Origin of the sequence: Mycobacterium farcinogenes (genome assembly GCF_019739075.1) — a bacterium.
Lineage (GTDB): Bacteria > Actinomycetota > Actinomycetes > Mycobacteriales > Mycobacteriaceae > Mycobacterium > Mycobacterium senegalense.
Genome location: NZ_CP081673.1, coordinates 4,661,765 through 4,680,817, shown reverse-complemented (window position 1 = coordinate 4,680,817; position 19,053 = coordinate 4,661,765). Strand labels below are relative to the sequence as shown.

Here is a 19,053-nt window from a genome sequence, read left to right as displayed (position 1 = left end):
ACACTTTGACGGGCTAGGTATATTACGCGCGTTCGCGAATGTGTATCGCTTGCGACCTGTCCCACCGGGCGACAGTGGCCTGATCGAAGGGGCGGGTTGTGCAGAGCAAGGCATCCCACACCGGCATAGCCCGGGTGATCCGCACGTTGGCGGTGCCTATCCTGCTCGGCTGGATCGTGCTGACCGTTCTGACCAACGTGCTCGTCCCGCCGCTGGAAAAGGTCGGCGAGGAGAACACCGTCGGGCTCAGCGCCAGAGATGCGCCGGCGATGATCGCCATGCGCAAGATCGGCAGCGACTTCCAGGAGTTCGATTCCGACAGCAACGCCATGGTGGTGCTCGAAGGCGAGCAACCCCTTGGCGACGACGCGCATCACTACTACGACGGCATCGTCGACCAGCTCGAGGCCGACACCGCCCACGTGCAGCACGTGGCCGATTTCTGGGGCGACCCGTTGACGGCCTCGGGCGCACAGAGCAACGACGGCAAGTCCGCCTATGTCCAGGTCTATCTGCGCGGCAACCAGGGCGAAACGCTGGCCAACGAGTCGGTGGCCGCGGTCCGCGACATCGTGAACCAGTCGTCGCCCCCGGCCGGCATCAAGGTGTACGTGACCGGCGGCGCGCCGCTGGTGTCCGATCAGCATCATGCCGGTGACAAGAGCGTTGCGCGCGTCACCGCCATCACGCTCGTCGTGATCGCGGTGATGCTGCTGATCGTCTACCGGTCGATCGCGACCATGATCTTGGTGCTGGTCATGGTTTTCCTGGAGCTCGGCGCCGCCCGCGGCATCGTGGCGTTCCTGGCGCACACCGGAGTGATCGGCCTGTCGACCTTTGCGGTGAACCTGCTGACCTTGATGGTCATCGCGGCGGGCACCGACTACGCGATCTTCGCGATCGGTCGCTATCAGGAGGCGCGCGGTGCCGGCGAAGACCGAGAAGCCGCGTACTACACGATGTTCCGCGGCACCGCACACGTGGTCCTCGGATCCGGGATGACGATCGCCGGCGCGATGCTGTGTCTCAGCTTCACCCGTCTGCCGTACTTCCAGACCATGGGGGTGCCGTGCGCGGTAGGCACGTTCGTCGCGGTCATCGCCGCGCTGACGATGGGCCCGGCAGTCATCGTGATCGGCAGTCGGTTCGGCCGTTTCGAGCCCAAGCGCAGCATCCGGTCCCGCGGCTGGCGCCGCGTGGGTATCGCGGTGGTGCGCTGGCCCGGGCCGATCCTGGCCGCAACCTTGGGTCTGGCGCTCATCGGCCTGCTCACGCTGCCTGGGTACAAGACCAACTACGACGCCCGCAAGTACCTGCCCGCCGATCTGCCGGCGAATGTCGGATACGCCGCTGCCGAAAGGCATTTCAGCGCGGCGCGGATGAACCCCGAACTGCTGATGATCGAGACCGACCGCGACTTGCGGAATCCCGCGGACTTCCTGGTCATCGACAAGATCGCCAAGGGGATCGTCCGGGTTCCCGGCGTCTCGCGGGTGCAGGCCATCACGCGGCCCAACGGTCGTCCGATCGAGCACACCAGCATCCCGTTCCTGCTCAGCAGGCAGGGCACGACCAACACGATGAACCGGAAGTATCAGCAGGATCGGATGGCCGACATGCTGGTGCAGGCAGACGAGATGCAGCGCTCCATCGACACGATGGAGCGGATGTCGCAGCTGACCCAGCAGATGGCCGCGATCACCCATTCGATGGTGACCAAGACCAAGGTGATGACCCTGGACATCGCCGAATTGCGGGAAAACATCGGAAATTTCGACGATTGGCTCCGCCCGCTGCGCAACTACTTCTACTGGGAGCCGCACTGTTTCGACATCCCGGTGTGCTGGTCGCTGCGGTCGATCTTCGACACCCTGGATGGGATCGACGCCCTCACCGATGACGTGCAGGAGCTGGTGCCCGAGCTGGAGCGGCTGGATACGCTGATGCCACAGCTGGTTGCGCTGATGCCCGAGCAGATCGAATCGATGAAGACCATGAAGACGATGATGCTGACGCAGCGGTCCACCCAGGCCGGCCAGCAGGATCAGATGGCCGCCATGCAGGAGAACTCGACGGCCATGGGCAAGGCCTTCGACGAGGCCCGCAACGACGACACCTTCTATTTGCCGCCGGAAGCCTTCGACAACAAGGACTTCAAGCGCGGCATGAAGAACTTCATCTCGCCTGACGGAAAGTCGGTGCGGTTCATCATCAGTCACGAGGGCGACCCCGCGACGCCCGAAGGTGTCAGCCACGTGGACCCGATCAAGCTGGCGGCCAAGGAAGCCCTCAAGGGCACGCCGCTGGAGGGCTCGAAGATCTATCTGGCCGGCACCGCGGCGACCTATAAGGACATGAAAGACGGATCGTTCTACGATCTGCTGATCGCCGGGATCGCCGCCGTATCACTGATTTTCATCATCATGCTGCTGATCACGCGCAGCGTGGTGGCCGCGGCGGTGATCGTGGGCACGGTGCTGCTGTCCCTCGGTGCATCATTCGGGTTGTCCGTTCTGGTCTGGCAGCACCTGCTCGGACTGGAATTGCATTGGATGGTGCTGGCCATGTCGGTCATTCTCTTGCTGGCGGTCGGTTCCGACTACAACCTGCTGCTGGTATCCCGGTTCAAGGAAGAGTTGTCCGGCGGCCTGAAGACGGGCATCATCCGGGCCATGGCGGGAACCGGCTCGGTGGTGACCTCGGCGGGATTGGTCTTCGCCTTCACCATGGCGTCGTTCGCGTTCAGTGATCTCAAGGTGATGGCGCAGGTGGGCACCACGATCGCGCTCGGCTTGCTGTTCGACACCCTCATCGTGCGGTCGTTCATGACCCCGGCGCTCGCGGCGATGCTGGGCCGGTGGTTCTGGTGGCCGCAGGTCGTGCAGTCGGCGGCGTCCAAGCGGCGCCTGGCCGCGCTGCGGCAGGACGGAAACATACAAAGCATTCACACAGGCCAGACTTAATAAGCAGATCTAACATAATTGGTGGAAGTGGAAAACGATCGCTTCCGCTGACTCTGGACCGACGGGGCGATCCACAGTCTTGGGTTCTGTTAGTCAAGGGGTTTCGAAATGTTGAAGTCCATCGCGATCAGCGCCGTAGCGGCCGGAGCATTGGGGCTGGCCGCCCTCGGTATCGGTTCAGGTGTGGCCAACGCTGCTCCGTCGCCGGTGGTCGGCTCGGCAGTGGGCTGGGCCGAGCATCCCCACTGGGGTTACGGCCCGGGCCCGTGGGTTCCGCCGCCGCCACCTCCCGCCTACGGCGCGGGCTGGGGCTATGGCGGATACGGTCCGCCGTCGATATGTGCCACCGGGCCGTTCCGGCTGGTTCAGGTCTGTAGCTGATCTGGATATGAAAACTGCCCATGTGCGAGCTGAAAACGCTCACACATGGGCAGTTTCGTTGACTACTTCTTGTTGCCGCCGGGCCGCGGAGGTGGCGGCGGCTTGGCCTTCGTGGTCGGCTCGAACTTGCCGCCCTTTTTCGGATCGAATGTTCCGGCCATGGTGATCCCTCTCGTTCGGTTCGATAGTTCCACCACCTCCCACCGTAACCACAACACGCCGCACTCGGTTGCGACACGGTCACGGGACGGTACCTTTCGGTGCATCAGCGGTCACATCGGCAACATTGATCACTAACGTCACATCAGCCAACGGTGACGTCATGCCGACGTCCCTGCATTGGGAAGGTGTGACATGTCGCGACATCCTCGAGGTGCTTCGACGATGGCAGCGGCTGCCGCGATCGGACTTGTCGTCGCCGTCGGAGTGGCCCCCGTGGCTTCGGCCGAACCCTGCGAAGGCGCTGCTGCGGCCGCGCAACCCCTTCCGCATCAGGCCTTTCAGATCCCCAAGCCCTCCCGGCTGGCCCCGCTAAACCGTCCGATCGGCCATAAGCCGGTCGGAGCCAACGACCAGGCCCCCTTGCCGCGACTCGGACAGCTGCCGTTGGCCATCCTCAAGGCCCTGATCCCGAACACTGGTCAGGTCAGGCAGAAGGCCGCGGTGGTGCCGGCCCCCAATCCTGGTGGCGCCCAGCCGGTCCCGAATGTGGCACAGCCGGCCCCCGCTCCGGCCGCGGCTCCCGCGCCGGCACCGGCTGCGCAACCGGCGCCGGGTGCGCCCCCGGGCACGTCGATCGTCGGATGGGTCACCGGCCCCGACAGTCCCAACCAGACGATCAAGCGCTTCGCCATCACCGGAACCGACCTCGGAATCATGTGGGACAACGGCGACCCGGTAAACCGCCAGGTGCTGATGGCCTTCGGTGATACGAACGGATACTGCGGCATCCCCGGCAAGCAGTGGCGATACAACGCGTTGTTCCGCAGCCAGGATGGATCGCTGTCGCGCACCATCGCCGTACCCGACGGGGTGGTGGCCAACAGGTACTCCGGCTCGCCGGTGTGGCGTCAAGGGATTTCGAAGCAGATCATCAACAGCATCGGCCGAGCGCCGGAGGAGACCGGAATCATTCCGACGGCGGGCATCGCGGTCGGGCGCAATCAGTATCTGAACTTCATGTCGATCCGGAACTGGGACAGCCCCGGTGCATGGTCGACCAACTTCTCGGCGATCGCCATGTCCCCGGACAACGGTGAGAACTGGGGTGTCTACCCGGGCACCATCCGCACACCCGGCGGCGGCAACGAGAACTTCCAGATGGGCGCTTTCCTCAAGCCGGGCCCGGGTGATCCCTACATCTACACGTTCGGGACTCCGAACGGGCGCGGCGGCTCGGCGTATATCGCGCGGGTGTCGCCGGCCTTCATCCCGGACCTCACGAAGTACGAATACTTCAACGCCGACAACAACGCCTGGGTGCCGGGCAACCCGGCCGCGGCGACACCGGTCATTCCCGGTCCGGTGAGTGAAATGTCGGCCCAGTACAACACGTATCTCAAGCAGTACCTGGTGCTGTACGGCAACGGCGCCAACGACGTCGTGATGCGGACCGCGCCGGCCCCGCAGGGGCCGTGGGGCCCCGAGCAGCTGATCGCGCCGTCATCGCAGATTCCGGGCGGCATCTATGCCCCGTACCTACATCCGTGGTCGACGGGTAAAGAGCTGTATTACAACCTGTCGCTGTGGTCGGCCTACAACGTCATGCTGATGAAGACCGTGCTGCCCTGACCGTTACATCTGGAGTTGGCCGTTGTTGGCCAACTGTGCCGGGATAACGGTTGCCCGGCCCGATTGCCGTGTTCGTGTCGAGCTGGGGCGGCGGGATGTGGTTACCCGAGTCCCTGGCTCGTGTCGGCTACCAGTGCTCGCCGTGCGGCTTTTTGGCTCGGTCTGGTTGGTAGCTCTCACCGCACGATCCTCTGGTCGTTGTGGTGTCACACCTTTCCGACGCCGGGCCGAAAAGCCTTGGGCGCGACGCCCGATCACCGTGGCCGCTGCCTGGTGCCGGGTGACGTTGCGGTAGGGGTGCTGCCAGTGTTGGGCGCCCCAGATACTGCTGTAGGCCGGATTGACCCCGTACAGGTTGATACCCGCAGTGGTGGCCATCGCCGTGAGTCGGTTGCGGAACACCGCGGTCGGAATCCCGGCGACAGTTCTGCGGAACCGTTTCCCGCGTGTGCCGCGGCCCATGGTTTCCCGGCCGGTGGCCCGGGCATCGGCGAAGGTGAGGTTTTCGACCGCGATCGTGGTGATGCCATACCGGCGCGAGTAGTGCAACAACCGGGTGATGGCGTGGCGCACCCGGGCGTCACGCCGCGTCGAGGCCCCGGTGAGGTCGATGTCGATGCGCTTAGCGGCGCCGACCGGATTGCCGTGCGCATCCAACCGGCGGACCGCGAGGTGTCCGTCGTTGAGATCGACCCCCACCACCGGGCCCTCGGCATACACGTCATCCCCAGCGGCGGTGCCGGCGGTGGTGCCGTCGTCGCGGCCGGCCCAGTACGGCAGCGCCGGCAGCGCCCACGACCCCGTCACATACACCCCGGCGCGGCCGGGCCGGCGGGTAAGCGTGTAGGAAATCGAATGGCCGCCGGTGATCCGCTCCGCCCACTGCTCGCCGCGGTGAGAAAACACCGCCAACCCCGACAGCACGAACCGGCCCCGCGGTGCGTTGGCCAAGTGTTCCAACGGTTTCGGCAACCGGATACTGACCTGGCCGGCCGGGGTGATGGTGATGGTCAGGTTGCCGAACGGTTCGTCGGGGGATCCGTTGGCGGTGAGCCGCCACCGCGCCGCATCCCACCGTTGACGCCACTGCTGGATGGTCAACCCGGCCGCATCGAGGTGATGGCGGGTCTTGGCCAGGCGTTTACCGCCCTGCACCACATGCACGACCCCCGCGGCCCGATCGTGTTCGGCCCGGGCCAGCTCGGCCTGTAGATGCTGCAGCCGACGCTGCTTCTGAAACCGTTCCGCCTGGCTCGCATACCCTTTGACCGCCTTGGCTTCACGACGCGCCGTGCGGGCGGCTTGGCGTTCACTGACGCTGAGGGTGTCGACGGTGGGGGCGGCCAGGCGGGTCTCGATAGTGGTGATCGCCGACCGTAACCCGCAGATGTGGCGGTACTGGGCGTCGCGGGCCAGGCGGTACTGGTCATCGTTGCCGGCGATGATCGCGCTGGCCCACCGCGACGACGACTCGGTGGTCAACCGCCGCTTGCGGGCATTGAGCCGGGCACGCCGCACCGTCGGCCGCTCATCAGCATCCAACCCCGCATCCACCGGTACCGGCCGCGAGGCCGCGGCCAGATCGGCCCGCCGCAACCTACCCACATGACCGGCCACCGCATCCAACACCCGGTCCTCATCGACCGTGGTACGCAACCGCGTCGTGACCGCCACCCCCGACGGCACAGCCACCGGCACCACCCCACGCCACTGGCGAAGCCTGCGATGGGTCATAGCGCCAGTGTCGCGGATAGGTCCGACAAACCCCTGTATCCAACGCTGACCAACAACATCACCAACTGCTCACAACCCGTCCCAGTGGGGCCAGCATTGCGTCGAGGCCGTATTCGAAGACCGCGTCGTAGTCGGTGGGGGATTGCAGGGCAGCGACGAGCGCCTGATCCGGCCAGTCCGCGGTCCACAGGGACGGATCCTCCTCCTGATGTCGCGGGCCCCGCACGGCCGAGAACAACATCACCGCAGAGGCGGTCACGTGCACCTGCACGGCCCGCAACACCAGCGCGGCGCGGTCGCCGGTGACGCCCGCGCGGGCCAGTTCGGCGGCGAGTTTCTGCTGGACCGGCAGGAACAAGGTCGGCGTGCGATCGCGTTCGTGGGCGATGGCCAACAGATGCTGGCGGCGGATCAGCAGCCGGCGCTGGTTGCGGGCCAGCGCAGCGATCCGGTTCACGGGAGTGTCGCCTTCCATGGGGAGGCCGGCCATCTCGGCGACCAACCGGTCGACCAGGCTGTCGAACAGCGCATCACGGCCGCCGACATGCCAGTAGATCGAGGTGACGGCTACGCCGATCCGCTCAGCCAGCGCGCGCATCGAGAATGCTTCGACCCCGTCGGATTCGATGAGGGCAGCCGCCGCGTCGAGGATGACGTCGGCGTCGATCGGCTTTGCCTTGGGGCTCATCCGCCGGCTTCCGCCTCGCAAATGCGTTCGGCTTCGGCCAGGTCGAGATAGCGCTCGAGGTTGCGGTGCATGTTGATGATTCTGCGCTCCTCGGCCGACAGCACCAGGTGGGTGAAGCCCGGTTGGTGCAGACCGCGCTGCAGGCCCGTCAACACGGCGATGTCCTGGCTCATCACCACGCCCGGGTGGGCCTCGTCGGCGCTCATCCGGACGTCGGTCGGCGTGACCCGCGGTGCCTGCGCCGGCATGCGGGTCATCAGGGTCATCACCAGCTGGCCGCGGTCGGGATCAGGCCCGGGCAACGAGGTCATCACCGTCAGATGATCGGCACTGGCCAGCAGGGTCAGGTTGGGGAAGACGTTGTACTGGTGCAGGCACATCACCTGGTCGGTGCTGGCCCAGCCGATATCGACGCCGCGTCCGGCTGCGAAATCCCTTATCTGGGCCGCGATCACATCGGCCACCGACTGGCCGGGGGCCTGCCGCTCGGACGGGAACGGCGTGCCCTCGGCCATGCCCATCAAGGCGCCCTGGGTGAGTACGTAGGCGTCCCACACCTCTTCGTCGCTCAGTGCTCCGGCCAGTCGTGGGCTCGGAACTCCGTAGCGGGATTCGGATTTGCCCGTGTGGCCCCAGATCGTCTGCGGCGCGTACACATCGTCCATGCACCGGTGCAGTTCCGGGTGCAGCGTCTGGACGTGGTAGGTCTCGCTGTAGCCGTCGGCGATGGTCTTCCAGTTGGCCTCGACGTCGATGGTCATCGTTGCGTAGCAACGGAAGTCGCCGAGTCCGCACCAGGCGATGTCGCCGGGGACCGCCTCCAGGTAGTCGGTCAGGGGCATGGCATCGGGATCGAGGTTGACGAAGACCAATCGCTCCCAGGTGTCGACCTGTACGGGGGCCAGCGGAAATTCGGACATGTGCACCGTGCCGAACCCCTTGCGGTTCGGGATCCGCTTGAGTGCCCCGGCCAGGTCCCAGGTCCAACCGTGATAGCCGCATTTCAGTTCCCGCAGCGATGACCCGGCGCCGGTGCACAGGGCGTTGCCGCGGTGGCGGCACGCGTTCTGGAAAGCACGAAGCTCGCCGTCGTCCCCGCGGACGATGAGCACCGAATAGCGGCCGCAACGGTATTCGAAGTAGTCGCCTGGCTCGGCAACGTGGTCGACGGTGCAGGCCTGCTGCCACACCCGCGGCCACATACGTTCCATCTCGAGCTGCGCGAACGCCGGCGAGATGTAGCGATGGGCGGGGACCATGGTGGGCCGAGTCGGTGGATCGCCGATCGCGTCAGCCCGTCGGTGCATGTCGGTTGAGCTGTGGGTCATGGAACGCCTCCCGCTGAGAAAGACAATCTCGCTACGGTCGCAATGTAACGGTGTTACATTGCGACCGTAGCGGCCTGAACGCCTCAAGGGAGCAGAAACGTGTTCGATCTCAAAATCACCGGCGGCACCGTGGTCGACGGGACCGGTGCCGACCGGTTCACCGCCGACGTCGCGATCAAGGACGGCAAGATCGTCGAAGTGCACCGTCGGGGTCCGAATGACCCGACTCTGGCCGGTGACGCAGCCGAAACCATCGATGCCACAGGCAAGATCGTCGCTCCGGGCTTCGTCGATATCCACACTCACTACGACGGCCAGGTCTCCTGGGATGCCGTGCTCGAACCGTCCAGCAACCACGGCGTCACCACCGTGGTGGCGGGCAACTGCGGGGTCGGCTTCGCGCCCGTGCGTCCCGGCCAGGAGGACTGGCTGATCAAGCTGATGGAGGGTGTCGAGGACATCCCGGGTACGGCCCTGACCGAGGGCATCACCTGGGGCTGGGAGACCTTCGGCGAGTACCTGGACGTGATCGGAAAGCGCGAACTGGCCGTCGACATGGGAACGCAGATCGCCCACGGTGCCGTACGCGCATACGCGATGGGCGAACGCGGCGCCCGCAACGAGCCGGCGACACCCGACGACATCAAGGCCATGGCCGAGTTGGTCCAGGAGGCCATCGAGGCAGGCGCGCTCGGCTTTTCGTCGTCACGAACGTTGGCGCACCGGGCCATGGACGGCGAGCCGGTGCCGGGTACCTTCGCCGCCGAGGACGAGTTGTTCGCCCTCGGCCGGGCCACCGCCGCCGGAGGTGCGGCCGTGTTCGAGCTCGCCCCGCAGGGTGCTGCCGGTGAGGATATCGTCGCACCCAAGACGGAACTCGACTGGATGCGCCGGCTCGGCGAGGAGATCGACTGCGCGCTCAGCTTCGCCCTCATCCAGGTCGACGCCGACCCGAATCTGTGGCGGGAACAGCTGGAGCTGTCGGCCGCGGCGCATCAGGCCGGTAGCCGGTTGTTCCCGCAGGTGGCGGCGCGGCCGTTCGGCATGCTGCTGGGCTTCCCCGGCCACCATGCTTTCACTCACCGTCCGACCTACCGGCGCCTGCAGGCCGAATGCACCCGCGAAGAGCTGGCCGAGCGGCTCGCGGATCCGAAGGTTCGGGCGGCGATCCTGGCCGAGGAAGACCTGCCGATCGATCCGACCAAGCTCTTCGACGGAATGTTCATGCTCGCCCAGAACGCGGCGAACCGGCTGTACCACATCGGCGAACCGCCGGATTACGAACCGACCGACGAGCGCACGGTCGCGGCGATCGCCGAGCAACGTGGGCTGGACCCGCTGGCGGCGATGTACGACCTGATGCTCGAGGCCAACGCCGGTGCCATGTTGATGTATCCGATGTTCAACTACTCCGACGGCAACCACGACGCGATCCGCGAGATGCTCACTCATCCGGCCGGAGTGCTCGGCCTGTCCGACGGCGGCGCGCACTGCAGCATGATCTGCGACGCCTCTTATCCGACGTTCCTGCTCACACATTGGGCTCGTGACCGTCATCGCGGCGAGAAGCTGCCGCTGGAGTATGTGATCCGCAAGCAGTCACACGACACCGCGCAGCTCTACGGCATGTCTGACCGCGGCGTGATCAGCGTGGGCAAGAAGGCCGACGTCAACGTCATCGACCTCGACGCGCTGACCTTGCACGCGCCGCGGATGGCGTATGACCTGCCGGCCGGCGGAAAGCGGTTGGTGCAGGGCGCGAGTGGCTACGATGCCACGATCGTCAGCGGCACGGTGACGCGCCGCCACGGTGTGGACACCGGAGCCCGGCCCGGCCGCCTGGTGCGTGGGACCCGTTGATCTGTAGGGTCTTTCGCCATGGCGGATTTCCGTTACGACCCGCGTCAGCGTCCGGTGCAACCTCCGGCACCGGCCGCTGACGCGTTCACCATCCACACTGCCGTTGTCGCCGAAGGGGTTTCGCTGGCCTTCGCGCGGGAGGGCATCGGCGGGGTGCCGCTTCTGCTGGTGCACGGTTATCCCGAGACCAAGCGCATCTGGTGGCGCAACATCGAGGCCCTGGCGGCGGCCGGCTTCGAAGTGATCGTGCCGGACCTGCGCGGCATGGGGGACAGTGCGATCCCGCCCGACGATCAACACGACATCGTCACCTACTCCCGCGACCTGTACGCGCTGGTGCATGACCAGCTGGGCCATGAGTCCTGCCTGATCGCGGCGAGCGACGTCGGCGCGGTGGTGAGCACCGACCTGATCCACCGGTTCCCCGGATTCGTCACGGGCTTCTGTGTTTTCAACACCGTGCCGCCGATGGCCGTCGACTATTCGGGCATCGGGACCCGGCATCCGGGATTCGTCGCCGGTGCGGCCGACCCGACCGGCGACTATCGCTGGATGCAGGGCGCCTTTCCCGACGAGCTCGCCGCGATGCTGCCCACACCCGAAGCGCGCCGGCAGTGGGTGGCCGCGATGTACACCAATCGGCTGTGGGGCTCGCCCTACGCATTCGCCCAGTCCGACGTGGACTTCATGACCGAGCCCTTCGCCGACGAGGCACGGCTACGGGCCGGGTGGGCGTCCTACCAGCTCGCCTACGGGCGCGCCATGTCCGAGATCCCGCTGATGGACGCGGTCGAGGTGCCCACCCTGGTGCTCTACGGCCCCGACGATCATGTGGTCGGCGAGGATTTCGTTCCTCGCTGCGAGCGCGCGTTTCTCAACCGCATCGGGCCGCTGGTGGTTCCGGGCGCCGGTCACTTCCTGCAATGGGAGCGCGCCGACATCTTCAATCGGCTGGTACCGGCTGTGTTCGGCGATGTCATCGCCTCCCATCGGCAGGTTGCGCCAGGATCGATCCGCCCAGCCACCGTCTGACGAAGCGGCGCAGCTCTTCTCGGCTTCGGGCGGGATCGTTGGGTGCGACGAAGAACGACAGCATCGTGCGCAGGGTGAATTCCACCAGTTCGCGCAGGGCTGCCTCGTCGTATCCGTACTTCTCCCAGTCGACATCGAAGCGGGTGATCATCCGCATGCCGAACGCCTGGCCTTCGTCGGAGGCGACGTTGACCGAACTGGCTGCGGCCTGTGGCCCGGACAGCATGATGCGCAGGTGCGGTACGCGGGCGACCTCCTCCAGGGTGAACATGACGCCTTCGGTCATCGCCTCGGCCGGGTCGGTGATGCCGCGGACGCTCTCGGCGAGCCGGTCGAGAAAGCCGTCGACCGTGGCGATGGCCGCCGCGTGCATCAGCGATTCGGCGGTGGGGAAGTAGCGGTACACGGTCTGGCGGATCACGCCGAGGGATGCGGCGACGTCGGCGATGCTGATTCCGGTGCCGGTCTCGGCGATCAACCGGACCGCGGCGGCCACGATCCGTTCGGAGGCTTCCTCGTCGCTTTCGGGCGGGCGCCCGTCCCAGCCGCGTCTACGCGCCATGGTCCGGGTTCGTGGCCAGCAGCATCCCTGCAGGATATCGCCCCCCGCCGTTGACGGGCCGCAGCTGCGTGTAGTAATCATACAACCAAGGTGTTCTTTGTATGATTGCTCGGACAAGCGAGGTGGCAGCGATGACGGATCTGATCGTGCGGAAGATGAGGTTCGCGTTCGCGGACCACCGCGTCCCGTACCTGTGGAACGAGGCCAACCCGGCGTTCTCGTCGATGGCCAACGCGGTGTCGTTCCTGGCCATCGCCTTCGAGAAGATGATCGGCCACATGATCACGGAGGCCATGCCGTTCATCACCGATCCCGCGGTGGCCGAGGAGGCCCAGGCGTTCGTCCGGCAGGAGGGGCAGCACGCGATGGCCCACCGGCAGCACGCCAAGGGCCTGATCAAGACCTACCCGGGCCTCAAGGAGACCCTGGACGAAGTGGTCAAGGCGTTCGACGACCTGACCGCCGAGACCCCGCTGAAGTACCGGCTGGCCTACACCGCCGATCTGGAGGCGACGTTCACGCCGGTGTTCAAGCTGATGCTCGACCATGACGACACGCTGTTCGCTCCGGGGGACGACCGCGTGGCGTCACTGTTCCTGTGGCACTTCGTCGAAGAGGTCGAGCACCGCAGCTCAGCGCTGATCATCTACGACGCGGTGGCCGACGATCCGTGGTACCGGATGCGGGTCGCGCCGTCGGTCTTCAAGCATGTGTGGGCCGTGCTCAAGGTGGCCTGCGACGGCTTCAACAAGCATGTGCCACTGGAGGAACGCCAAATCGACGCGATGTCGATGTTCGGTATGCAGGCGCGGAAAAAGGCTCTGCTGCAAAAGCTTCCGTTCACCAAGACCCCGTATGACGGACCGGTGGAGAACGCGTTCGCGCACCTTCCGGTGCGCGAGATGCTGACCGCGCTGGCCGGTGTCGTGCGCAGTCAGATCCCGGGCCACGATCCGGCACACGAAAAACTGCCGGCGTTGGCCGACGAGTGGTTCCAGCGCTACGAGGACGGTTACGAGGTCACGCAGTGGTACACCGCGGGCCAGGTCACGGAGAAGAAAGCGACCACCGCCGATGTCTGATCTGTGTACCCCCACGTTCTCGGGTCTGGCCCAGCGCCTGGGCTTTTCGTGTGACACCGCCGGCGGGCTGATCGAGTTCCGCAACCCGTTCGGGCTGGAGAACTGGACGCTGCCGGTGCTGGAGATCACCGTGATCGCCGGTGCGATCCTCGCGTTGGTGTACGCGATCGTGCGGCTGCGCCGGCACAACGATCCGACCAATCTGGTGCTGTGGTTCGGTGCCATCGCCTATCTGTTGATCATCGAACCGCCGCTGTATTTCCCCGGCGCGTTCGGGATCGCCGAGCATGTCGACACGATGTTCGCCCACAACGTGTTCACCGTCGACTTCCTGTGGGGCCGGTTGCCGCTGTATATCGTCGCGATCTACCCGATGATGGCGACGGTGGCCTACGAGATCGTCCGGATCCTCGGGGTTTTCCGCAGACGCGGTGTCCTGGTCGGCGCGATCTGCGTCGGGTTCGTCCACCACGCGTTCTACGAGATCTTCGACCACCTCGGGCCGCAGCTGCGGTGGTGGGAGTGGACGCTGGACCATCCGATGAACCAGCCGTTCTTCGACTCCGTGCCGCTGCCCAGCGTGGTGGTGTTCGCCGCGCTCTGGCCGATGTCGCTCGCGTTCTGCGTCCAGCTGTTCGTCGGTCGCCACGTCCAGGAGGGCAAGACCTTCACCGGGCTGCAGATCCTGGGCCGCACCATCGTCGTCGGCGTGCTGGCGTCGATCGGCACCGCGGTGCTGCCTCTGCCCGCCACCCTGGCCGCATCCATCTCGGGCAGTACGTCGGTGGGCGGAGTCGTCTACGCCGCCGAGCTTGTCGTGCTCACCGTGGTGGCCATCCCGGTGTTGTTCGGTCAGTGGTCGGCCCTGCGCAAGGATCGCGATCCCGCGACCGCGCGCTATGCGAACCCGCTCATCCTGCGTTATGCCGTGGTGTACCTGGCGGTCATGACGGTGCTGTGGGTGACGGCGTTGCCGGCCTACTTCGGCGCGGCCGACGGGGTGACCGCCGCAGGCGACCCGACCGGAAGCCTGGTCTACACCGTCATTTGTCTGGTGATCGCCGGACTGTCGATCGCTGCCGCGGCCACCGTAAATCCGGCCGGCCTGCAACAACAGCCCGAGGCGCTGCCATCGGTCACGGCAGGCAACCCGGAATGAGGGGCGAATCCACAGGCGCGGCACCCCGCTGACCGGCCCGGCGATGCGGCAGAATTGCCCAGGTGCCGTCACCGCCGCAGTACCCCGGCGACCCCGGCCGGCGCGGCCGGGGCCCTGTGCCGCCGCCTGACCCGGTCACCCGGCGGCTGGCCCGTCCACGGCGGGCCGAGGCGCCCACCGAACAGATCCGGGCCCGTCCTCAGCGGGCTGAGCCCGCGACCGAGAAATTCGTTCCCCCGGAGGCCGCGACCGAGAAGATCATGCGGGGCCGTCCACCGGTGCCTCCTCGGCCGGCGGCGCCGCCACCGACTCAGCCCCCGGCCGCGCCGCGAGCCGCGCAGCCCGAGCCGTCGAAGCCGGCCTCGCGGTGGCGCAGTCCGCAGGCGGTCATTCTTGGCGCGGTGATCGTCGTCGCACTCGTGGTGATCGGCTTGACCGGCGGAGAACTGTATGCCCGGCACAAGGCGGGCTCGGTACTCGTCGCGGTCGCCGAGTGCGTCGTGGAGGACAACGCCTCCGTCTCGTTCGGTGTGAAGCCGCCGTTCCTGTGGCAGCACCTCACCGGTCACTACACCAACATCTCGGTGGAGACGGCCGGTAAGCGGGTGCAGGCCGCCAAGGGCATGACAGCGGATGTGGCGCTGTCCGACATCCGGTTGCAGGGCACCGACGATTCCAAAGGCACCATCGGATCGTTGAGCGCCACGCTGAGTTGGACGTCGGCCGGTATCAAGGACACGGTCGCCGAGAACCTGCCGGGCGTCGGCGCACTTGTCTCCGACGTCAGCACGGACCCGGCCGCGGGCACCATCACGCTGGAGGCAGTAGGTGACACCAGGGTGACGGCGAAGCCGGTGGTGAACGACGGCAACCTCGATCTGCAGATCACCGACGTCAGCGGGCCGTTCGAGAAGGACACCGTGCAGGCCGCCCTCGACGGCCTCACGACCAAGCTGAACGACGCCTACCCGCTGGGCATCCACGCGGACAGCGTGGCGGTGACCGACACCGGGGTGGTGGGCAAGTTCTCCAGCCAGAATGCGTCCATTCCCAACGACGAATCCGACGACGCCTGCTTCGCCAAGCTCTGATGGGTATCCGGTTCACCGTGGCGGCTGTGCTGACGCTGGCGGTGATGCCCGCACCTGTCGCCCGCGCGCAGGATCCCAGTCCGCTGCTGCCACTGGTCGACGCCGCCGCCCAGCGACTGCAGACAGCGGATCCGGTGGCGGCCAACAAGTTCCGCAGCGGCGGTGCGATCGAGGATCCGCGCCGGGAACAACAGGTCATCGACGCCACCGCCGCCCAGGCCGACAACCGGCACATCGATCCGGGCTATGTGCGCGACGTCTTCCGGGATCAGATCGACGCGACGGTCGCGGTGGAGTACGGGCTGTTCTCGCACTGGAAGCTGGACCCGGCCGCTGCTCCGGCGAGTGCCCCCGACCTGGCCGCGTCGAGAACCGCCATCGACGGGCTCAACCGCACGATGGTGGACGAGATCGCCGATCAGTGGTCGACCTTGCACTCGCCATCATGTCCAGCCGACCTGGCGAGCGCCGTCGACGGGGTGTCCGCGGCGCGCGCGCTGGATCCGCTGTATCGGCGGGCGCTGGAGCGCGCCACCCGGTCCTATTGCCGCTGACCACTGGCCACATCCGAGTATTGACGTTTCTGTAGACCCTGCGCGGGTATCCATCGCCGCAGGAGGTCAGGAAATGCCTACATGGAGTTGGATCGTCATCGTCGTGGTCGCCGTGGTGATCGTGCTGCTCGCCGTAATCGTGGGCGCAGCGATGATGCGTCAGAAGCGCAGTGAACGGCTCAGGGAACAGTTCGGGCCGGAGTACGAGCACGCCGTCGAAGCGGCGGGCGGACAGCGCGCCGCGGAACGAGAACTACTTGCCCGCGAACGCAAACACAACAAGCTGAAGATCAAAGAGTTACCGCCGGAATCCCGGACGCGATACATCGAGGCGTGGAGTCAGACCCAGGCGGGATTTGTCGACGATCCGTCGAAATCGGTCGGCGAGGCGGATCGACTGGTGACCGAGGTCATGCGCGAACGCGGTTATCCGATAGACGATTTCGAGCAGCGCGCGGCCGACGTCTCGGTCGACCATCCCAAGGTGGTCGAGCACTATCGCGCCGCACACATCCTGCGCCTTGCGCAGGATCAGGGCGAGATCGGCACCGAGGCGCAACGTGAGGCGATCGTGCACTACCGCGCGCTGTTCGAGCAGCTGGTCGGCGCGGTGCCCGAGGCTCGAACCGCGCCGGACACTCAGGCTCAACATGACATCCCGGCCCAGCGTGACGCCGCCGGGCCCGAGGCCGGCACGAACGAAGCCGGTACGGATTCGACGAAGGAGGCGCGGGCATGACCACCCACGAAGAACACGCGACGACCGCCCGGCCGGAGGACATGGGCGAGTCCCGGGAGCCGGACCCCGCAGCGGTGGTCCGGGAGGCGGATCCCGGGCCGGATGAGGCTCAGACGTCGAACGAGGACAACACGTTGTTGTTCGCCGACGAGCATCGCTCGGGACTGCACTCGCGTTGGAATGATGTTCAGGCGGCCTTCGTCGACAATCCCAAAGAGTCGGTGCAGAAAGCGGACAACTTGGTGGCCGAAGTCGTCGAAGAGCTCACGGTGAGCTTCGCCGACACCCGATCTCGGCTCGAGGCGCAATGGTCGCGTGGCGAGGAGGCCTCGACGGAAGACCTTCGGGTAGCTCTCACGCGCTACCGCGATTTCTTCCAGCGCCTGCTGTCGGTCTGAGGCCGGGTCTACAAGCTGTCGGCAATGGCGTTCTTCAGGGCTTCGGAATTGGTGCCGAACACCGCTTGAACGCTGTTGCCGACCTCGATCACGCCCGCGGCTCCCAGGGCCTTGAGCCGATCCTGGTCGACCTTGCTGTTGTCGGCGACCTCCATGCGCAGCCGGGTGATGCAGGCGTCGACATTGACCAGGTTCTCCCGGCCCCCGAATGCGGCGATGATCTGCTCAGCCTGGGTTTCGGCCCGCGCAGGCGCGGCGAGGGTGCCGGTGCCGCCGGCGGCGACGGCGGTCGCGGAATCGGTGCCCTCGTCGAGGTTGGCCTGCTCCTCCGCTTCGAATTCGGACTCGGGTTCGCGTCCGGGGGTGCGCATGTTCCACTTCGTGATCGCGACGTAGAACAACAAGAAGTAGATGGCGAAGAACACCACGCCCATCGCGATCAGGAGCCAGATGTTGTGCGCCGCGGGCGCACCGCCGTAGAGCAGTAGGTCGAGGAGCCCGGCCGAGAACGAGAAGCCCAGGTGGATGTCGAGCAGGTAGGCGATCGCCAGGGACAGCCCCGTCAAGAGCGCATGGATTACGTAGAGCGGGAATGCCACGAACATGAACGCGAACTCCAGCGGTTCGGTCACGCCGGTCAAAAACGCCGTCAGCGCGGCCGCGGAGAGAATTCCGAACGCAACTTTGCGCTGCTTCCTCTTGGCGGCGAGGATCATCGCCAGGGCCGCGGCGGGCAATCCGAACATCAGGACGGGATAGAAGCCCGAGGTGAGAATGCCCGCGGACGGGTCGCCTGCCGCGAACCGGGTGAGCTCACCGGTCACCACGTCGCCGTCGGCGGTCTGGTAGTCGCCGTAGATGAACCACACGTAGGAATTCGGGATGTGGTGTAGCCCCAAGGGAATCAGCATGCGGTTGGCGAACCCGTACACGAATGCGCCGAGCGCGCCACTGCCGCCGATGAACCGGCCCAGGCCGGTCAGGCCCGCGTCGAAGATCGGATAGAAGTAGCTCATCAGGAAGGCGATGAACAAACTCGCCAGGGACACCACGATCGGAACGAATCGGCGTCCTCCGAAAAAGCCGAGATAGGAAGGTAATTGAATGGTGTGGTAGCGGTCGAACAGCCACGCCGTCACCAGACCCACCACGATGCCGGCGAACACGCTGTAGTTGATCTGGGCCTGATCGCCGGCCTTGTCCACCTCGCCGGCCAGTACGATGGGCGACATGGTCTTGAACACCGCGGACATCACCAGGTAGCCGACCACCGCGGCCAGAGCCGTCGAGCCGTCGGCCTTGCGGGCGAAACCGATCGCGACACCGACGGCGAAGAGCAGGGGCAGATTGGTGAACAGGGCGTCGCCGGCTGCGCTCATCGCTTTGAAGAACGGCCCGATGACGGGGGACTCGATGCGGCCCAGCAGGTCGGGTTGGCCCAGCCGCAGCAGGATGCCTGCGGCCGGCAACACCGCGATGGGCAGCATGAGGCTCTTGCCGAGCCGCTGCAGTTGCGCGAAAGCGGGTATGTTCAGGCCGGACTTCTCCTGTGTACCTTCGGGTTTCGGCGTACCGCTCATCGACCCACTGCCCTCCTGACCACCCGGCGCGAACCGCCGTAAAGCTGTGCGGAAGCTTAGACGAGAACCCGCGAACCCGCGGCCGTCTTGCGGTCGCACTCGTATTGTGGG

16 protein-coding genes are annotated in these 19,053 nt (G+C 66.2%); 11 read left to right on the top strand and 5 right to left on the bottom strand.

Annotated elements, in window-relative coordinates; genetic code table 11:
• Nucleotides 1-98: 98 nt before the first annotated feature.
• The 3 genes from K6L26_RS22225 to K6L26_RS22215 all read left to right on the top strand — a co-directional run bounded on the left by K6L26_RS22225 (nucleotide 99) and on the right by K6L26_RS22215 (nucleotide 5,135).
• Nucleotides 99-2,963, top strand: coding sequence for an MMPL/RND family transporter (locus tag K6L26_RS22225; RefSeq protein ID WP_221851550.1), 2,865 nt, complete (start codon nucleotides 99-101; stop codon nucleotides 2,961-2,963).
• Nucleotides 2,964-3,071: 108 nt separating this feature from the next.
• Nucleotides 3,072-3,344: a hypothetical protein gene (locus K6L26_RS22220; RefSeq protein WP_019345960.1), complete on the top strand. Its 273-nt coding sequence runs from the start codon at nucleotides 3,072-3,074 to the stop codon at nucleotides 3,342-3,344.
• A gap of 384 nt (nucleotides 3,345-3,728) precedes the next feature.
• The gene (locus tag K6L26_RS22215) at nucleotides 3,729-5,135 is read left to right on the top strand and encodes a glycoside hydrolase family 183 protein (RefSeq protein ID WP_084676660.1); all 1,407 of its coding nucleotides are present in this window, start codon (nucleotides 3,729-3,731) and stop codon (nucleotides 5,133-5,135) included.
• Between the two features lie 3 nt (nucleotides 5,136-5,138).
• Here the strand turns inward: K6L26_RS22215 and K6L26_RS22210 are convergent, their stop codons facing one another.
• The 3 genes from K6L26_RS22210 to K6L26_RS22200 are packed head-to-tail and all read right to left on the bottom strand — an operon-like array spanning nucleotide 5,139 to nucleotide 8,885.
• Nucleotides 5,139-6,869: a hypothetical protein gene (locus K6L26_RS22210; RefSeq protein ID WP_221851549.1), complete on the bottom strand. Its 1,731-nt coding sequence runs from the start codon at nucleotides 6,867-6,869 to the stop codon at nucleotides 5,139-5,141.
• A gap of 58 nt (nucleotides 6,870-6,927) precedes the next feature.
• Nucleotides 6,928-7,557, bottom strand: a complete 630-nt coding sequence (locus K6L26_RS22205; RefSeq protein ID WP_019345956.1) for a TetR/AcrR family transcriptional regulator — start codon at nucleotides 7,555-7,557, stop codon at nucleotides 6,928-6,930.
• Nucleotides 7,554-8,885 (bottom strand): aromatic ring-hydroxylating oxygenase subunit alpha, encoded by a 1,332-nt coding sequence (locus K6L26_RS22200; RefSeq protein WP_221851547.1) that lies wholly within the window; start codon nucleotides 8,883-8,885, stop codon nucleotides 7,554-7,556. Before K6L26_RS22200 ends, K6L26_RS22205 begins: the two co-directional genes overlap by 4 nt.
• A 99-nt stretch (nucleotides 8,886-8,984) precedes the next feature.
• Here K6L26_RS22200 and K6L26_RS22195 point away from each other — a divergent pair, with 99 nt between their 5' ends.
• On the top strand, nucleotides 8,985-10,745 hold the full coding sequence (locus K6L26_RS22195; protein ID WP_221851545.1) for an N-acyl-D-amino-acid deacylase family protein: 1,761 nt from the start codon (nucleotides 8,985-8,987) through the stop codon (nucleotides 10,743-10,745).
• A gap of 18 nt (nucleotides 10,746-10,763) precedes the next feature.
• The gene (locus K6L26_RS22190) at nucleotides 10,764-11,777 is read left to right on the top strand and encodes an alpha/beta fold hydrolase (protein ID WP_221851543.1); all 1,014 of its coding nucleotides are present in this window, start codon (nucleotides 10,764-10,766) and stop codon (nucleotides 11,775-11,777) included.
• Here K6L26_RS22190 and K6L26_RS22185 read toward each other — a convergent pair.
• Nucleotides 11,722-12,339 carry a TetR/AcrR family transcriptional regulator gene (locus K6L26_RS22185; RefSeq protein WP_019345952.1) on the bottom strand — a complete coding sequence of 206 codons (618 nt, stop codon included), beginning with the start codon at nucleotides 12,337-12,339 and terminating at the stop codon, nucleotides 11,722-11,724. The two genes, K6L26_RS22190 and K6L26_RS22185, sit on opposite strands and share 56 nt — an antisense overlap.
• Nucleotides 12,340-12,470: 131 nt before the next feature.
• Here K6L26_RS22185 and K6L26_RS22180 point away from each other — a divergent pair, with 131 nt between their 5' ends.
• The 6 genes from K6L26_RS22180 to K6L26_RS22155 all read left to right on the top strand — a co-directional run bounded on the left by K6L26_RS22180 (nucleotide 12,471) and on the right by K6L26_RS22155 (nucleotide 17,362).
• On the top strand, nucleotides 12,471-13,421 hold the full coding sequence (locus K6L26_RS22180; RefSeq protein ID WP_019345951.1) for a metal-dependent hydrolase: 951 nt from the start codon (nucleotides 12,471-12,473) through the stop codon (nucleotides 13,419-13,421).
• On the top strand, nucleotides 13,414-14,580 hold the full coding sequence (locus K6L26_RS22175; RefSeq protein ID WP_221851541.1) for a hypothetical protein: 1,167 nt from the start codon (nucleotides 13,414-13,416) through the stop codon (nucleotides 14,578-14,580). The genes K6L26_RS22180 and K6L26_RS22175 overlap by 8 nt, the downstream gene beginning before the upstream one ends.
• Nucleotides 14,581-14,642: 62 nt before the next feature.
• The gene (locus tag K6L26_RS22170) at nucleotides 14,643-15,671 is read left to right on the top strand and encodes an LmeA family phospholipid-binding protein (protein ID WP_221851540.1); all 1,029 of its coding nucleotides are present in this window, start codon (nucleotides 14,643-14,645) and stop codon (nucleotides 15,669-15,671) included.
• The gene (locus K6L26_RS22165) at nucleotides 15,671-16,225 is read left to right on the top strand and encodes a chorismate mutase (protein ID WP_064899819.1); all 555 of its coding nucleotides are present in this window, start codon (nucleotides 15,671-15,673) and stop codon (nucleotides 16,223-16,225) included. Before K6L26_RS22170 ends, K6L26_RS22165 begins: the two co-directional genes overlap by 1 nt.
• Before the next feature lie 73 nt (nucleotides 16,226-16,298).
• Nucleotides 16,299-16,964 (top strand): hypothetical protein, encoded by a 666-nt coding sequence (locus K6L26_RS22160; RefSeq protein WP_064899821.1) that lies wholly within the window; start codon nucleotides 16,299-16,301, stop codon nucleotides 16,962-16,964.
• Nucleotides 16,961-17,362 (top strand): hypothetical protein, encoded by a 402-nt coding sequence (locus K6L26_RS22155; RefSeq protein WP_221851538.1) that lies wholly within the window; start codon nucleotides 16,961-16,963, stop codon nucleotides 17,360-17,362. The genes K6L26_RS22160 and K6L26_RS22155 overlap by 4 nt, the downstream gene beginning before the upstream one ends.
• A gap of 8 nt (nucleotides 17,363-17,370) precedes the next feature.
• Here K6L26_RS22155 and K6L26_RS22150 read toward each other — a convergent pair whose 3' ends face one another.
• Nucleotides 17,371-18,942: a PTS transporter subunit EIIC gene (locus K6L26_RS22150; protein ID WP_221851536.1), complete on the bottom strand. Its 1,572-nt coding sequence runs from the start codon at nucleotides 18,940-18,942 to the stop codon at nucleotides 17,371-17,373.
• Nucleotides 18,943-19,053 lie beyond the last annotated feature (111 nt).

Coding starts and splice junctions, on each gene's coding strand:
- K6L26_RS22155 (WP_221851538.1), top strand. CDS start 16,961: ATGACCACCCACGAAGAACACGCGACGACCGCCCGGCCGGAGGACATG.
- K6L26_RS22205 (WP_019345956.1), bottom strand. CDS start 7,557: ATGAGCCCCAAGGCAAAGCCGATCGACGCCGACGTCATCCTCGACGCG.
- K6L26_RS22200 (WP_221851547.1), bottom strand. CDS start 8,885: ATGACCCACAGCTCAACCGACATGCACCGACGGGCTGACGCGATCGGC.
- K6L26_RS22150 (WP_221851536.1), bottom strand. CDS start 18,942: ATGAGCGGTACGCCGAAACCCGAAGGTACACAGGAGAAGTCCGGCCTG.
- K6L26_RS22190 (WP_221851543.1), top strand. CDS start 10,764: ATGGCGGATTTCCGTTACGACCCGCGTCAGCGTCCGGTGCAACCTCCG.
- K6L26_RS22160 (WP_064899821.1), top strand. CDS start 16,299: ATGCCTACATGGAGTTGGATCGTCATCGTCGTGGTCGCCGTGGTGATC.
- K6L26_RS22215 (WP_084676660.1), top strand. CDS start 3,729: ATGGCAGCGGCTGCCGCGATCGGACTTGTCGTCGCCGTCGGAGTGGCC.
- K6L26_RS22220 (WP_019345960.1), top strand. CDS start 3,072: ATGTTGAAGTCCATCGCGATCAGCGCCGTAGCGGCCGGAGCATTGGGG.
- K6L26_RS22165 (WP_064899819.1), top strand. CDS start 15,671: ATGGGTATCCGGTTCACCGTGGCGGCTGTGCTGACGCTGGCGGTGATG.
- K6L26_RS22210 (WP_221851549.1), bottom strand. CDS start 6,869: ATGACCCATCGCAGGCTTCGCCAGTGGCGTGGGGTGGTGCCGGTGGCT.
- K6L26_RS22180 (WP_019345951.1), top strand. CDS start 12,471: ATGACGGATCTGATCGTGCGGAAGATGAGGTTCGCGTTCGCGGACCAC.
- K6L26_RS22185 (WP_019345952.1), bottom strand. CDS start 12,339: ATGGCGCGTAGACGCGGCTGGGACGGGCGCCCGCCCGAAAGCGACGAG.
- K6L26_RS22175 (WP_221851541.1), top strand. CDS start 13,414: ATGTCTGATCTGTGTACCCCCACGTTCTCGGGTCTGGCCCAGCGCCTG.